General features: G+C 66.0%; 11 protein-coding genes. 6 read left to right on the forward strand and 5 right to left on the reverse strand.

Annotated elements, in window-relative coordinates; translation table 11 throughout:
• Window positions 1–6: 6 nt before the first annotated feature.
• Window positions 7–894 (reverse strand): N-acetylmuramic acid 6-phosphate etherase, encoded by an 888-nt coding sequence (locus GRI48_RS00265; RefSeq protein ID WP_160669715.1) that lies wholly within the window; start codon window positions 892–894, stop codon window positions 7–9.
• A 73-nt stretch (window positions 895–967) separates the two neighbouring features.
• On the opposite strand from GRI48_RS00265, the gene GRI48_RS00270 reads away from it, so the two are divergent.
• Complete coding sequence (locus GRI48_RS00270; RefSeq protein ID WP_160669718.1) at window positions 968–2011, forward strand: SIS domain-containing protein; 1044 nt, start codon at window positions 968–970, stop codon at window positions 2009–2011.
• On the forward strand, window positions 2008–3153 hold the full coding sequence (gene nagA, locus GRI48_RS00275) for an N-acetylglucosamine-6-phosphate deacetylase (protein ID WP_160669721.1): 1146 nt from the start codon (window positions 2008–2010) through the stop codon (window positions 3151–3153). Before GRI48_RS00270 ends, nagA begins: the two co-directional genes overlap by 4 nt.
• Here nagA and GRI48_RS00280 read toward each other — a convergent pair.
• Entirely contained in the window at window positions 3132–4004 is an 873-nt protein-coding gene (locus GRI48_RS00280) for a glucosamine kinase nucleotide-binding domain-containing protein (protein WP_160669724.1), read from the reverse strand. The two genes, nagA and GRI48_RS00280, sit on opposite strands and share 22 nt — an antisense overlap.
• Before the next feature lie 167 nt (window positions 4005–4171).
• Between GRI48_RS00280 and dacB the strand changes: the two genes are divergently transcribed.
• Complete coding sequence (gene dacB, locus GRI48_RS00285; protein WP_160669727.1) at window positions 4172–5683, forward strand: D-alanyl-D-alanine carboxypeptidase/D-alanyl-D-alanine endopeptidase; 1512 nt, start codon at window positions 4172–4174, stop codon at window positions 5681–5683.
• Window positions 5684–5694: 11 nt separating this feature from the next.
• On the opposite strand, the gene GRI48_RS00290 is transcribed toward dacB, so the two are convergent.
• The gene (locus tag GRI48_RS00290; protein WP_160669730.1) at window positions 5695–7980 is read right to left on the reverse strand and encodes a penicillin acylase family protein; all 2286 of its coding nucleotides are present in this window, start codon (window positions 7978–7980) and stop codon (window positions 5695–5697) included.
• 98 nt (window positions 7981–8078) lie between these two features.
• Window positions 8079–9707 (reverse strand): N-acyl-D-amino-acid deacylase family protein, encoded by a 1629-nt coding sequence (locus tag GRI48_RS00295; protein WP_160669733.1) that lies wholly within the window; start codon window positions 9705–9707, stop codon window positions 8079–8081.
• Window positions 9708–9875: 168 nt separating this feature from the next.
• On the opposite strand from GRI48_RS00295, the gene GRI48_RS00300 reads away from it, so the two are divergent.
• The 3 genes from GRI48_RS00300 (at window position 9876) to dgcA (ending at window position 12901) form a co-directional block, all read left to right on the forward strand.
• Window positions 9876–10760, forward strand: a complete 885-nt coding sequence (locus GRI48_RS00300; protein WP_160669736.1) for a LysR family transcriptional regulator — start codon at window positions 9876–9878, stop codon at window positions 10758–10760.
• A gap of 115 nt (window positions 10761–10875) precedes the next feature.
• Window positions 10876–11907 (forward strand): N-acetyltransferase DgcN, encoded by a 1032-nt coding sequence (gene dgcN, locus GRI48_RS00305; protein ID WP_160669739.1) that lies wholly within the window; start codon window positions 10876–10878, stop codon window positions 11905–11907.
• Window positions 11908–11911: 4 nt separating this feature from the next.
• Complete coding sequence (gene dgcA / locus GRI48_RS00310) at window positions 11912–12901, forward strand: N-acetyl-D-Glu racemase DgcA (RefSeq protein WP_160669742.1); 990 nt, start codon at window positions 11912–11914, stop codon at window positions 12899–12901.
• A gap of 96 nt (window positions 12902–12997) precedes the next feature.
• On the opposite strand, the gene GRI48_RS00315 is transcribed toward dgcA, so the two are convergent.
• On the reverse strand, window positions 12998–15961 hold the full coding sequence (locus tag GRI48_RS00315; RefSeq protein WP_160669745.1) for a TonB-dependent receptor domain-containing protein: 2964 nt from the start codon (window positions 15959–15961) through the stop codon (window positions 12998–13000).
• Between the last annotated feature and the right edge of the window lie 40 nt (window positions 15962–16001).

Here is a 16001-nt window from a genome sequence, read left to right on the forward strand (position 1 = left end):
GGCCGGTCAGCTCCAGCGCCGCTCGTCGACGAGTTGTGCGAAGGCTTGCGGTCCTTGCGACAGGGTGGCGCGTGCATCGGCCATATCGAGGCCGAGCGCGAGCAACACGGCGAGCCTGATGTTGCGGTCTGCATCGACGAGGGCGTCACGCGCGATTTCGTCGCGGACCGATGCGATATCGGCGACCATCCTCACCGCCCTTTCGAGCAGCTTGGCGTTGGTGATCTGCATGTCGACCATGAGCCCGCGATAGACGAGCCCCATGCGCAGCATGATCGCGGTCGACAGCAGATTGAGCGCGGCCTTCTGCGCCGTACCGGCTTTCATCCGCGTGGAACCGGCGACTGCCTCGCTACCGCTGTCGAGGAGGACCGCGTAATCCGCCGCTTCGAGCAGCGCAGAGCCCGGATTGGAGGCCAGCGCGATCGTCAGGCTGCCACGTGCGCGCGCCTCTTCGATGGCCGAGATGGTGTAGGGCGTGCGCCCGCTAGCCGCGACGCCGATCAAGACGTCGGACGGACCGAAACCTGCCGCGGCAACCTCCGCCGCGCCGGCCCCTGCGTCGTCTTCCGCGCCTTCGACCGCGCGCATCAGGGCCGCCTCGCCGCCCGCGATGAAGAACGCCAGTCGCGCTTCGGGCCAGCCGAAGGTCGGGGTCAGCTCCACGCCGTCCTGTACGCCGACCCGGCCAGACGTGCCTGCACCCGCATAGCCCAGCCTGCCCGTCTCGCCGAGCCGCAGCGCCGCTGTCTCCGCGGCATCGGCCAACGTGCCCGTCTGCGAAGCGATCGCTTCGATCGCCTGGCGTTGCCCGTCGAGCATGGCCTCGATAGCGCGTTCGGTCGGCCAGCGATCGATGTCTGCAAGTGCGGGGTCGGCGGCTTCGGTCTTCATGGCCCCAAGCATATCGCGCAGCCCGGCGCGCCTGCCAATGCCCCATCGAGCCTGATTGCCATAGGGTGCCGCTATGGATGATGCGCCGAGCCTGATGTTCGCTGAGGCCGCCAGCGCGGGCGACGTGGTCGATCGCCAGCTTTCCGTCAATGCCAAGGCGATGGAGGATCTCGCCGCGCACTTGCGGCGGAGCGATCCGCCTTTCGCGCTGACGATCGCGCGCGGATCGTCGGACCATGCAGCCAGCTTTGCCAAGATCCTGCTCGAGACCCGGCTCGGCATTCCCGTGGTCAGCCAGTCGCCGTCGCTCGCCACGCTCTATCGGCGCGAACAGCCCAAGCTGGCCGGCGCACTCGCGCTGGCGATCTCGCAATCGGGCAGGAGCCCCGACCTCATCGAGACGGGGCGTGCTGCGCGGGGGCAGGGTGCCTTGCTGGTCGCCATGGTCAACGAGGTGGACTCTCCGCTTGCGGAGGAGGCCGACGTGGTCATTCCCCTTCATGCCGGTCCGGAACGCAGCGTTGCGGCGACCAAGAGCTTCATCGCTTCGCTGTCGGCGATCATGCAGCTTGCGACGTGCTGGAGCGATGATGCCGCGGCGCGCGCGGGTATGGAGGGTATGGGCGATGTCCTGAAGCAGGCATGGCGGATGGACTGGAGCGAGGCGCTCGAACCGGTTGCGGCGGTCCGAAGGCTGCTCGTTCTGGGGCGGGGGCTTACCTGGCCCATCGCCGCCGAAGCCGCGCTGAAATTCAAGGAAACGGCGCAGCTTCATGCCGAGAGCTTCTCGAGCGCGGAGGTCGCGCACGGCCCGATGGCGCTGGTGGGCAAGGGCGATCCCGTGTTTGCCTTCACTCCGTGCGACGCGGCGGAGCAAGGCTTTGCCGAGCGACTGGCGGGCTTTGCCGAACGGGGCGCGCAAGTCATCGCCGTCGGCAGCGGGAACATCGTTGCTCCGGCAGCGATCCAGCTTCCGACCGCCGTCTCGTCCGATGCAGCGGTGACCAGCATCGCGATGATCGCCAGCTATTACCGCTTCGCCGAATCGCTCGCCAGGCACCTCGGGCTGAACCCCGACGAACCGCCTTACCTGTCCAAGGTTACCCGCACCCGATGAGCCGTATCGTCCTCGAAGGAGCTGCGGTGGTGACGCCCGATGCAATCCTGCCCGAAGGTCGGGTGGCGGTGGCCGACGGCTGTATCGTCGATGGCCGGGAAGGTGATGCGATCGACCTCGGCGGCGGCTACCTCCTGCCCGGCTTCATCGACACCCAGGTGAACGGCGGGGGCGGGGTGCTGTTCAACGATGCGCCGAGCGTCGAAGGAATTGCGGCCCTTGCCGAAGCGCACCGCCGGTACGGGACGACCGGCATCATGCCGACGATCATCAGCGACGACCTGTCGGTGATCGCCAGCGCCATAGCAGCCACCGACGAGGCGATCGCGGAAGGGGTTCCCGGCGTGCTGGGCCTCCACATCGAGGGGCCGTTCATCAATGTCGAGCGGCGCGGTATCCATGATGCTCGGTTCATGCGCGAACTCGACGACGAGGCACTCGCCGTCCTGACGAGCGACGGACGGGGCGCAAGGATCGTCACGCTCGCGCCTGAAACGGTGCAACCGGGCACCATCCGCCGGCTGCACAAGGCGGGGCTTATCGTCGCTGCCGGGCACAGCACCGCCGATTACGATGAAACCCGTGCCGCGCTGGCCGAGGGTCTCGACGGTTTCACGCATCTATTCAACGCGATGACGCAGTTTTCCAGCCGCGCTCCCGGGATGGTCGGCGCCGCGCTGGAGGATCGGAACAGCCGGTTTGGCCTGATCGTCGACGGGCATCACGTCCACCCGGCTGCATTGCGCGTTGCGATCGCCGCACGCGGTATCGACGGGGCGATGTTGGTCACCGATGCCATGCCGCCGGCCGGGACGGACATGCGCGCATTTTCGCTGCAGGGGCGACAGATCTCGGTCGAGAGCGGCACGTTGCGCGGAGAGGACGGCACGCTCGCGGGATCGGCCCTTACGATGGATCTCGCGCTGCGAAATGCGATGGACCTGCTCGGCCTCGACCTGGTCGCCTCATCGCGGCTTGCGAGCGGCAATCCGGCGGCATTCCTACGGATGACGCAGAAGGGGGGCGCGATCGCGCCGGGCAAGGCCGCCGACCTGGTTCACCTCGATGACGATTTTTGCGTCCGCCGCATCTGGATCGGCGGAAAAGAATGTCCTGTCAGTCAGGCAGACGGCGACCGGTAACCGGCGAGATAGAGCGCACCGTCCAGCGGGTCGCCCTGTGGCTCGACAAGCCGCGCAACCGTCCGTTCGCGCAACCAAGGGCGGATGCGCTGCGCCAGCCCGCCGGCAAGCGAGCACCGCTCTGCTCCACGCCGGAAGATCGTTTCGATGAACTGTTCGATATGCAGCACCGCGTCCTCGACGATCGACCGGGCGATCGCGTCATTGGCTTCGGCGAAATCCATCACCAGGGGTGCGAATGCGGCGTAGTCGCCCGGCGTCGCCTTATCCATCCAGGCGATCGCGAGCGCGGTTTCATGGTCGAACTGTGCGGTGACCGCGCTGCTGAGAGGGGTCGGCTTGGTCCGCCCGTCCAGTGCGCGCAGGGCATGGCGCATGGCGCTGAGGCCGAGGGCCGCGCCGCTGCCCTCGTCGGAAATCGGGAAGCCGTAGCCACCGATGGCGAAGCTCTTCCCCTCGTGTCGGACGTGGGCGATGCTGCCGGTCCCGATCACCAGGATCGCGCCGTCCCTGCCGCCATGTGCGCCCAGATTGGCGATCATTCCGTCGCTGTCGAAAGCGCAACTCGCGTAGGGGAACGGTAGCGCGGCGATCGCCTCGCGCATTCCGGGACGCGAAAGGCCCGCGATCCCTGCGCCCATCGCGATCTTGCCAACGGCATCGCTGTCGAGCCCTGCCATGGCTATCGCTTGCGAACCCACCTCGAGCAGCCGGAGATGGACCGTCTCGAGGCCGAGATGCGTGTTGGCAGCACCGCCGTCTGCCTGCCCGATGACGTTTCCCCGATCGTCGATCAGCCGTGCGCGGCATCGACTGCCGCCGGCATCGAACCCCAGGAAATAGCTTGGCATCGCGAAGCCCGTCCTTTCTCGCAAATAGCCCGTGAGGCCTATCGGTCCCTGCTTTTGTTGGCAATCGTACCACGAAGGCGATCGGTGGCAGTCCATCACCGCGAGCTATGAGGCTGGGCCTGAAATTCCTGTGTCGCAGAATCGCTTCGGCGCAGTAGCATGGGCCGATGCGCACACCCGCCTTCCTGTTCGCCGCAGCCGCCTGCATTGCCGCAACGCCTTTCGCCCTTGTGGCGCAGGAACGCGAGAGCGCACCGGTCGCCCCTTCGCTGCCCGCGAATGCCGCGCAGGCGAGCCTGCTCGACAGCGTGGAGGCCATCCTGTCTGCAGCCCCCGCGGGAACGCGGTACGGCCTGATGGTCACGACGCTGGACGGGCGCGAACTGCTCGCGATTGCGCCGGACCAGCGCTTCATGCCCGCGTCAAACACCAAGATATTCACGACCGTCGCGGCCTATCATCGCCTCTCGCAACTCCAGGACGCCGCGCGCGGCACCGGCGTCAGGCTGGAGCCGGCCAAGGGCAAGCGGGTCGATGTCGTTCTCGAAGGGCGTGGCGATCCCGACCTGTCGAGCGCGAGCGACTGTACGCACCAGTGCCTCGCCACGCTGGCCGATGCGGTCGCGGCGAAGACGCGGGTGGTCCACGACATCGTGGGCGACGCCAGCTTTTATCCCGACGAGCGCTGGACCCCGGGAATGAGCTGGAACAACATGCCCTTTACCTGGGGCACGGCGATCGGCGCACTGGTGGTCGACGACAACGAGGCCCCGATCACGATCGCGCCGGGAGAAGTCGGAGCGCGGCCGAAGATCACCGGCAATGGTTTCTTCACGATCCGCAACGACGCAATGACTGTCGAAGGCGTGGCCAATACGATCGACCTGTGGCGCGATCCGGGCAGCTCCGAATTGCGCGTTTCGGGCACGATAGGGTCGGAAAACAAAACACGGGACTACGATCTGGGGATCGACGATCCCGCCCTGTACGCGGCGTTTCAGCTGAAGCGGCTGCTCGAGGAGCGCGGGGTGAAGGTGACGGGAGCGGTCCGATCGAGTTACCGGCCGCTTTCGCCCTTGGACGATCCGGTAAAGCGCGGTGAAGCTCCGGTCGCGACCGAAGCCGAGGAACCGATGCTGATGCAGCTTCCCGCTTCGCCGATCGCCGACGACGTCCGGGTCATCAACAAGGTCAGCCAGAATCTCCACGCATCGCTCATGCTGCGGCGGCTCGGCAAGCTGGCCGGGTCGGGTTCGATCGCTGACGGGCAGGCGCAGGTCTCGGAGACTTTGCGCGCGGCAGGCGTGGGCGAGGGCGGTTGGTTCCTTGCCGACGGCTCGGGCATGTCGAGCTACAACCGGGTGACCCCGCGCACGACCGCGACTTTGCTGCAGTGGGTCGCCGGTCAACCCTGGGGCGAGGCATGGCGCGCAACGCTACCGGTCGGCGGGATCGATGGCACTCTCGCCCGGCGCTACGGCGACACGGGGCTGAACGGCCGGATTTTCGCCAAGACCGGCTCGATCAACGCCTCCCGGGCATTGTCGGGCTACATGGAGGCGGCGAGCGGCCAGATGCTCGTTTTCTCGGCCTTCGCGAACGATATCCCGCCCGATGTCGAGGGCGAGGCAGTAGCGGCGATGGATGCGGCCCTGCAGGCGATTGCCGCCGCGAACTGAGGTGCGGGCGCTCAGCCTGCGGGCTCGATGATCGTCTCGCAGGTGGTAGCCGCAGCGACGGCGTCTTCGGAGAAGGCCATCGGTTGCATGTCTCCCGCGAGCCAGTCCGCGTAGAAATCGCGGTAATGCGGGGATCCGGCCTCCAGCGACTGACCGGGCAGCAGCAGATAGCGCCCTGCATCCCAGTTTCCGGCTTGCGTCGCGAACAGGAAGCTGGCGCCGTGGCGCACTTCCCACCCTCCGGCGGGTGCCATGCCGCGCGCCATGACCGTGGTGGTGTCGCCGCCGGAGCGTCCACCGGTGATGGCGGGATAGGTTTCGGCGACGGCGGGTATCGCGGACAGCGGGTGGGTAATTTCGACGCGGTGCAGGTCGCCCCATCGCCACGCGGCCGGATCCTCTCCGCCGAGTTCGATGGCGCGCTGCCAGCCCTCGGCAAGCGCGCGATCGAGAAGCGCATCGCGTGCTTCTGACGGCTTTTCGCCCAGTGCCGGGCCGGGATCGGCGAGCGTTTCGAGCATCGCCGAGAGGTTCACTGTCGGGATGAGATCACGCGCCGCTTCGGGAATGACCATCTCGCGGAAAGCGGCGCGAAGGATCGGCAGCGTCACCTCGTAGAGCAGCGCGGCAGCGCTGTCCGCGTGCACGTCGCAATCCCATTCGAGCAGCATGTCCGCAGCCTTGCGCGCCCCGTCGGAAAGCTCGCGCGGCAACAGCTTCTGCAGGGCGCGTGCAGGAAGCGACTGGACATCGTGCATCAGCGCGATGCTGTCGGCCAGCGTGTGCCTGTCTTGCGCGGAAAGGACCTCGGCGATCCGGTCGTGCCGGTAGGGGTCGTTCCAGGTGTAGCTGAGCGAACGCTGTGCAAAGGGATAGCTCGCCGGAATGTTGCAGGCATTGGCAGAGGCGATCCATCCCGCCTCGGGATTGAAGATGCTCGGCATCTCGTCCATTTCGAGCAGGCCGTGCCAGTCGTGACTGCCATCGCCGGGCGCGGGCAACAGCCCGTCGTGATCGGAGCGGCGGGGCGCATAGCCGATAGCATGCCAGCCGATGTTCCCCTCGACGTCGGCGTAATGGAAATTGGTCGGCGAGACGTGCAGCCTGAACGCCTCGCGCAAATCGTCCCAGTCCTTCGCCAGGTTCAGCGCCACAATCGCGAAACGCATGTTCGCACCCGGGGTCATGCTGACTGTGGCGGCGCAGACGGCCCGGTTGCGATCGGGCTGCGAGGCGATCACCGGCCAACCGTTGGCGTAGCGCGTTTCGACCGTTCGAGATGCTCCGTCGCGCACTTCGATCGCTTCCTCGTGCCGCTCGAAACCGACCCATTCCCCGCGATAGCGGAAATGGTCGGGCCGCGCGGGATCGGTTTCCAGGATCATGAGATCGGTCTGGTCGATGTGGAAATTGGTCCGTCCGAAGGCATAGCGATCGGTGTGACCCTGCATGATGCCGGGAAGGCCCGGAAAGCCTGCCCCGATGACGTCGAGCCCGGGCGCGGTCAGGTGGACCATGTGTCGTGGGCCGAAGCCACCGATGGCAAGATGCGGATCGTTGGCGAGGATCGGCCGTCCGCACTCGGTCCGCGACCCGGCCACAGTCCAGGCATTGCTGCCGAAATTGGCGACGTCGTACTGTCCCTGGTGCTCGAAAGAGGCGGGGAGGAGATCGCCGAGCATCCCGAGGTCTTCCGGGCCGACCGCGGCCAGATCGAGACCCCTCGGCACGATCGGGTCGTGCGAAGGGCGGAGCGGCTCGTAGTAATGATCGAACGCGAGCATTCCGCGCGCAGCCAGCATGGCGCGGCGGATCTCGTCGCTCGCATTGCTCGTCGCCAAGCCGCGAATGCGGATCATGTCGCGCATGGTCCAGATAATCGGCTCCGTGCCGAGGATGGTGTATTCGGGCGGAAGCAGCCTTCTGTCTTCGAGGCACTCTGCAATCCGTGCATTCACACCGGCAATGTAGCCTTCTACGCAGAGGCGGACATCGTGCGGAATGCCGGCAAGTTCGGCATCCAGATCACCGCGATAGTGCAGCAGGCGGGCTGCCGTATCGCCCGGCACGAAAGCCTCCCCGAAGACTTCCGCCATGCGGCCCAGTTGCTGGCGACGTTCGAGGTCGATCTGGAACAACCGGTCGCGGGCGACCAGCCAGCCTTGGGCGAAAAACGCGTCCCGCGTTGACCTAGCCTCGACATGCGGAATACCCCGGCCATCTTCGCGGATCCTGATCCGTCCGTGCAGGCCGCTAAGTGTCCGGCGTGCCGGTTCGGGCCGCTGAGCGCGCGCCATCGCTAGAAGTACCCCGTCCGTTTCATTCCCTCTCCGATCCTATCGGCACGGCACACCGGCGCACGAATAGATAGGCAGGGGAGCGCCATAGCCGCCGGCTATCGCGGCCTGACCTGACAATTCGCCGGCGCGGGGCGCAGGAGCACGCGGCCGGCCGTCGTTCCGGTGGGGTTGCTGTTCTCGACCGCCAGCGCGCCATTGACGAACAGGGCGGTCACTCCGGTAGCCAGTTCGCGCGGATTCAAGTAGTCGGCGCGAGGCGCGTAGCCGCCCGGATCGAACACCAGCACATCGGCGAAGTATCCGCTCTTGAGATAGCCGCGCTCCTCGATCCCGTAGATGTCGGCCACCTTGCCGGTCGACTGGCGAATGAAATTTCCGAGATCGATGGTCCGGCGATCGAGCACGTAGGCGTCGTATTTTTCCGGGTATGTCGCATACATGCGCGGATGGCCGTTCGACCCGTCCGATGCCGTCACGACCCACGGTTGCCGCATGAATAGGTCGACATCGGAATGAGCCATGTTGAAAGAGGCGACGTTGGTCTGCCCGCCGCCGTGCTCCAGGCTCCGCGCTATGATCGCGAGCGCCGTATCGACCGCATTTCCCCCCTGCAAATCAGCCATCTGCGCAAGGGTCTTACCAGTCCATGCCAAGTCCGGCGAAGTCAGCAGCATGGCCGAGGCACCGCCGCGACGGCGCAGGTTCTCTGCCATGTCCGCTTTCATGCGTGCGCGCTCGTCGGGTTGCGCCAGGCGCAGGCGAAGCGCGTCGTTGCCGCCGTCGAGCGCCCAAGGCGGAAGGAGCGAGGCCTCCAGGCTGGTTCCAGACGCAAGCCAGGGATACTGGTCGGCGGTCACCTCGATGCCCTGCGCGCGTGCTTTCTCGACCATCGCTATGACGGCCGGAGCCTGTCCCTGAACGTCGACCCCCAGTGCCTTTATATGCGCGATATGGACCGGCATCCCGGTCTCCCGACCGATCCGGATGACTTCGGCCACGGAAGCCAGCAAGCCAATCGAATAGCTGGATTCGTCGCGCTGGTGGGTATCGTAGATGCCGCCGCGAATGGCTGCCTCCCGCGCGATCTCGATTACTTCCCCGGTCTCGGCAAAGCTTTGCGGGGCGTAGAACAGACCGGTCGAGAACCCTCTCCCGCCGTCGCACATGGCTTGGGCGACGAGTTCCTTCATGGCGGCAAGCTCGGCGCCGCTCGGTGTCCTGTCTTCCTCGCCCATCACCCGGCTGCGGACCGCTCCGAAGCCCACGAACGGCACCGCGTTGGTCCCGATCCCGCCGGTCTCGAGCCTATCGGCGGCTTGTGCGATGTCCGGCGAGCCCCCGCCGTCGACCCCGATCATCACCGTGGAGACGCCCTGCGCGAGCCAGGCCGCGTTGACCCGCTGTTCCGGGTCCGGCGAGTTCAGGAATACCTCGGCATGGGTGTGCGGATCGATGAAGCCGGGTGCGACGATCATGCCACGCGCATCGATCGTGCGCCGTGCAGCAAGGTCGCGTTGCGGCCCGACATAGACGATCCGGTCGCCGCGCATTGCGACATCGCCGAGGTACGGCTCGCCACCGCTGCCATCGTAGACCGTGCCGCCGGAAATCACGACGTCCACAGGTTCTGCTGGCGGGGTGACGCTCGTGCAGCCACCGAGCAATGCCAGCACGATAGTGGAGCCGAGTGCCATTGTGAGGGCCGGGATGCTTTGTCGCTGCATGTCTTGAACTCCCGGCTTGGCGTAGTGGCAATCCGCCGCGTGATGCGCCGGAGACGACACTTCCGGATCGACGGCTTCTTGTCCACATTCGCCTTGCGCCAGTTGCATAGCCCGTTGGAATGCTCGCCCCTTTCAATGACCGATCCCGCACGATAGGGTCCGAACGCGATGAACCTGCGCCAGATCGAGATCTTCCACGCCGTTTACCTGCACGGCACGGTGAGCGCTGCAGCGCGCGCGCTGAACGTGTCTCAGCCTTCGGTAACGAAGGTGCTGCGCCATGCCGAGCAATCGATCGGCCTGACCCTGTTCGAACGGGCCAAGGGCCGCCTTATCCCGACGCAGGACGCACGGACGCTGTTCGAGGAAGTGTCCGATGTCCAAGACCGGGTTCGCTCGTTCCGGCGGGCATGCCAGAACCTCAAGAAGGGCGAGGGCGGCCTGCTGCGGATTTCGTCGCTGCCGTCGCTCGGGCTGGCAGCCATTCCCAAGGCGGTCGCGCGGTATATCGAGGGGCACGAGCGCATTCTGTTCGACCTGCAGACCGCGCATCACGACGACATCCTGCGGCGCCTCTACGAACGCACGACCGACATCGCGATCAGCTTCGATGTGCCCGCATCGGCCCCGGTCACTCACAAGGTCATCGGCGAGGGGGAGCTGGTCGTGCTGTTCCGCGAGGAGGATTTCCCCGATGCCCCGCCGCGGCTGCATCTCGAAGATCTGCAAGGGCGCGACATCATCAGCCCGGTGCAGAGCGGACCGATCGGGGACTTGCTGGCAGCCGAGCTCGATCGTCTCGGCATCGCCCTGACCGAATCGATTTCGGCGCGGACCTACTATGTCGCTGCCGGCCTAGTGCGAGCGGGCCTCGGCATGGCGATCGTCGACAATTTCACCGCCGAGGCATCGATCGCCGAGGGGCTTGTGAATCGACCGCTCCAGCCCGCGCTGACCTTCAACATCAACGCGGTGCACCTGGAGAACCGGCCACCTCCACACGCCGCGAACGATTTTCTCGAACTCCTGTCGCAAGTTCTGGACGAGATGTGAGGGCTTGCGGGCGCGCGCGGCCATAAGGTTCGGCTATAAGATCGCCTGCGCGCAGTATCTGGGCGAGCGTTCGCTACCTGTTTAGTCTTGGCCGCTGGACAGGGACAATTGCGACATGAGTATCGAGACGCCGTACCTCCTCTACCTGGGGCATTCCACCGATCCCGTGGAGATCAAGACTTCGCGGGGCATCGCCGTGTTCCGCCGCGAGATCTGCGTCGGCGAGTTTCGCCATGACGATTGCCCGCTGACGCTTGATCTGCCGCGCCTGACCTTTGCCGAGGCCGTGCAGCAGGGCGCGAAGACTCTCGTGCTCGGAATTGCGAATGCCGGCGGAACGTTTGCAAAGCCAGTCATCGAGGATGCGCTCGCGGCAATGGAGGCGGGGCTCGATCTCGCAGCCGGGCTGCACCAGCAGCTGGCCGACCAGCCCGCCATCACTGGGGCGGCGCGGCGTCTAGGCCGCAAGCTCCACGATGTTCGCAAGCCGTCGCCCGATCTGCGCGTGGCGACCGGCGCACCGCGCACGGGCAACCGCTTGCTGACCATCGGCACGGATTGTTCGGTCGGCAAGATGTACAGTTCGCTCAGCCTGGTGAAGGGGCTGACCGAGCGCGGGGTCACAGCGGATTTCCGCGCTACGGGACAGACCGGTATTCTCATCGCCGGGGCCGGCGTCCCGCTCGATGCCGTACCTGCCGATTTCATCTCGGGCGCGATCGAGGAACTCGCCCCTGCACGCAGCGATGCTGGCTGGGATATCATCGAGGGACAGGGATCGCTCTATCACCCGTCCTTCGCCGGGGTTTCGCTCGGCCTGCTGCACGGTGCCCAGCCCCAGGCGCTGGTGCTGTGCCATAACCCGGCGCGCGAGCACATGCGGCACCTGCCCGGCTATGCCTTGCCCGACCTTGCCGAGTGCCTTGCCGCCAATCTCGCGGCGGCCCGGCTGACCAGCCCGAACGTGCGGGCCGTCGGCATCGCACTCGATACCTCGTCGATGGGCGAGGACATGGCGCGCCGCCTGTGCGACACGATCGGTGCCTCGCTCGACCTGCCATGCACCGATCCCCACCGCTTCGGGGTGGAGGCCATTCTCGACAAGCTGCTGGCCAAGGATGAGTCCGGCATCCAGGCAGTCGCCTGAAACCATGGCGCAGCGCCGCCTGACCGCCAGTGGCGAGGCTCTGCCGCTTGCCAGGCCGTTCCGTATCTCGCGCGGGGTCAAGACCGCTGCGGACGTGGTAACGGTCTCGATCTCGGAAGGCGGGGTGACCGGGCGCGGCGAGGGCGTGCCCTATCCGCGTTACGGCGAAAGTGTCGGGTCCGCCCTCGCGCAGATTGCCGAGGTCGAGGCGGCGATTGAGAGTGGGGCGGGGCGCGAGGAATTGCTCGACGCGATGCCGGCTGGCGCAGCGCGCAACGCCCTCGATTGCGCCTTGTGGGACCTCGGACTGCGCTTGGCCGGGCGAACCGTGGAGAGTGTCGCCGGCCTCGGTCGCGCCGACAGGATCGTCACCGCCATGACCGTGGGGCTCGACCAGCCAGAGCGCATGGCCGAGGCAGCGGGCCTGCTCGCGAATGCTCCGCTCCTCAAGGTCAAGGTCGATGCAAACGATCCGGGAGCGCAATTGCGTGCAGTGCGGCGGGCTGCTCCGCAACCGAAAATGATCGTCGATCCCAATGAGAGCTGGACAATGGCGGAAGTCGAAGGGCTGCAGGACTTGCTGGCCGAGTTGCGCGTGGACCTGCTGGAGCAGCCGCTTGCGGCGGGCCAGGACGAGGGGCTGCGTGGTTATCGCTCGCAGATCGCCATCGCGGCCGATGAATCGCTTCACACGGCAGACGACCTCGCCGCGCTTCCCGACGGGTACACGGTCGGCAACATCAAGCTCGACAAGACGGGCGGCCTGACGGGTGCGTTGCAACTCGCGGCGGCGCTCGAGGCGCGCGGCATCGGCTTGATGATCGGCTGCATGATCTCGTCGTCCTTGTCGATCGTCCCGGCGATGGCATTGGCCCCGCGTTGCCGCTTCGTCGATCTAGACGGGCCGCTGTGGCTGTCGAACGACCGCGACGGGGGTGTGACCGGCGAGAACGGTTACATTTATCCGGCGCGGCCCGGTTTCTGGGGCGGATAGGCCTTCAGCCCCGCCACTCAGCGGCTTGTCGGCCGGCCAAAGAAAAAGGCGCCGGAAGTTTCCTCCCGGCGCCTCCCCCTTTTTTGTCCATTCGGCCTAGAACTTGACCTCGGCCAGCACCGTGAACGAGCGGCCACGCGGGTCGGCCACACGCGGCTCCCACGAGCTACCGGCACCCGAGTTGCTGTCGTAAGTGATGGCGAACGGCGGATCGGTGTTGAAGACGTTGCGGACGCCGAAGGTCAGCTTGAACGCTTCGTCGATGTCCACCGACGCGGTTGCATTGTAGATCGTGTAGGCATCCACACGCTCGTTGTAGCCCGGGCGCGTTACGGAGCCGTTGGCGATGCCCGGCAGGGCATAGTTCTCGTATCCGCTGCGATGGATCTGCGAGAAGGTCAGCCTCCACGCATCCTGTTCGTAGCTGATCCAGGCGTTGTGCTTCCACTTGAGGCCGAGATCGCCCGAGAAGCTGAAGACGCCGAGCTGATCCTCGAAGGGAGCGATCGGAACCGCCTTTTCCTTCTTCTTGAGAAGCAGCGTGCCGTCCATGCCGATGTCGAGAATCCCGCGGCCCAGGTCGAAGCCCCCGCGACCGGAGAACTCGATCCCCTTGGTGCGCCGGGCACCGAGGTTGTCGTAGCGCAGGTCGACCAGCGTCAGCTCGCCATTGGTCCGCGTGAAGCGGGCCGGATCGAGGAACTCGTAGTTGTCGAGCGCCTGGCTGAGCGAGAGCAGGCCGATGGTGTCATCGACCGCGATCGACCAGTAATCGGCCGAGAAGCTCCACATCGGAGCCGGACGGATCACGACGCCGACCGAGTACTGTTCCGAAGTTTCGGGCCCGAGGTTCGGATTACCGCCACGGATCGTTTCCGGAGTGATCGCGGAGCAGCCCGGATCGGAGCTGACCACGCCCGACGGGCAGGTCGTGGGATCGACCAGCGTATTGCCGGGGTTGGGCGAGATCGACTGGCCGTTGAAGATCTGGTTGAAGTTCGGCACCCGGAAACCGGTGCTGTAAGAGCCGCGGAACATCAGCCAGTCGGTTGGCGTGAATTTCGCGGTGAACTTCGGGTTCCAGGTCGTACCGAAACCGCTGTAATCGTCCATGCGGATCGCACCCGTAACCTCGAGCATGTCGAACACGGGGACGAGAACTTCTGCATAGACGGCTTTGACGGTACGCTTCTTGGTGGCCAGCGCGTTGTCGTTGTCGAATGCGACGTTGAAGATCTCCGCCCGGTCCAGTTCGGCTGCCGAGGAGCCGTTGAAGCTGTAGCCTTCGCGGCGATAGTCGGCACCGAGGGCGATCTGGACGGGACCGGCAGGAAGCTCGAAGAGCGAGCCCGAAATCGAGGCATCGGCCTGCCAGACGTCGTACTTGCCGCCGTAGAGCCGGACGCCCGAAGCCGAAACGGCTTCGAGAGCAGCCAGGGCTTCAGGGGTCTGCTCGATCGAGAAGGGGTTCAGGATACCGCTGTTGAGCAGGCCGACGATACCCGGGTAGGTGGCGCCCGGTGCCGTCGGTGCACGATAGTCCGGGCCGCCGCGGAATGCGCCAGCCTGGCCGGAAGCGGCGGCAGCTGCCGTCGAAGAGAAGATCCCGCGATAGGCGTAGCCCGAACCGAGCGTCGAGACCGCCTTGCTCTCTGCGTAAGAGATACCGGTGCTGTAGTCCCAATCGCCGAACAGCGGCCCGTCGAGATAGGCGCCTGCACGGAACGTCTTGGTATTGGTCTGATACTCGCGCGGGCCGCACTGCACACAGCGCCAGCGATAGGCGATCGGCCGGCCATACCGACCGGTCGCGTCAACCGTTCGGTCACCGACCGCACCGATCGCCGGGAATACCGCCGCGATCTGGTCGTAGATCGAGTTGTAGGTGTCGCGCGTGATGTCGTTGAGCGGGTAGAAGAGTGGCGTCGTCGTGGTGTTGCCGGCATACTGGTTCGACGAGAACTGCTTGGACGAATCCGCTTCCGAACCCGTCACTTCGGCCGACAGCTGGTGCGAACCGAAAGCGAGCGTTCCGCGGGTGTAATAGGTGAAGGTGTCGATCGGCTGCTGCAGGATCGCAGCGCGGCCCGTGTCCCACGCACAGGCGTAATAGGCACCGTTGAATGCCCACAGCTCGTGATCGTAGGGCATCCCGCCGTCGAAGCTTTCGCATCCCGCGCCGCCCGGCAAATCGAGCACGTTGATGCCACCGGTCGAGTTGAACGGCTGGCCGGGGATCGGCAGCGTCACGCCACCGGTCAGGCTGCCCTGCGGTGCGAGCGCGTTGAACAGCGGCGTGCCGTTCGGCATGACGGTCGCGATCGGGGTACCACGCGTGTCGACCGAAAGGCCGCGTTCCGGCTGGTTGGTGTTGACGAAGTCCCGCTCCGAACCGCGCAGGATGCCGCGCCAGCTCTTGCTGACCGAGGCCATGATGTTGAAGCCCTGGTCGGCCAGGTCGCCGTAGCCGACCGTCCCGGTGATCCGGTAGATCGGGCTGTCGCCTTCCTGCGTGATGTCGGTGAAGCCCGACACCGCGACGCCTTCGAAATCGGTCTTGGTGATGAAGTTGATCACCCCGCCGATGGCGTCCGTACCGTAAATAGCGGAGGCGCCGTCCTTGAGGATTTCCACCCGCTCGAGCGCGGCGAAGGGAATCTGGTTCACGTCGACGGCAGAGCCGGTCAGGCCGTGCGCGGCAACGCGGCGTCCGTTGAGCAAGACGAGCGTCGCGGACGAACCCTGGCCGCGCAGGTTGGCGGCCGACAGGCCGTTGGTGCCGCGCTGGGCGCCGCTGGTCACGTCGGTGTTGGAAGCGAGGTTGTCCGCGCCGTTACCGTTCGAGGTCAGATAGGAAATCAACTGCTCGGGGCTGCTGATGCCTTCGCGCGACAAATCGTCAGGCACCAGGATTTCGAGCGGCAGTGCGCTGCGGGTCGGGTCCTGCTTGATGCGCGAACCGGTGACGAGAATGGTGCCTGCGTCTTCCTGTACGATGGCGTCTTCTACAGGGGTGACGGTTTCGGGATCCTGGGCGTGGGCCGGAACAGCAAGCGCCATGGCCCCGAAGGCACATCCTGTCGCTAGCGCCGATCGAAAC

It is taken from the genome of Qipengyuania oceanensis (assembly GCF_009827535.1).
Lineage (GTDB): Bacteria > Pseudomonadota > Alphaproteobacteria > Sphingomonadales > Sphingomonadaceae > Qipengyuania_C > Qipengyuania_C oceanensis.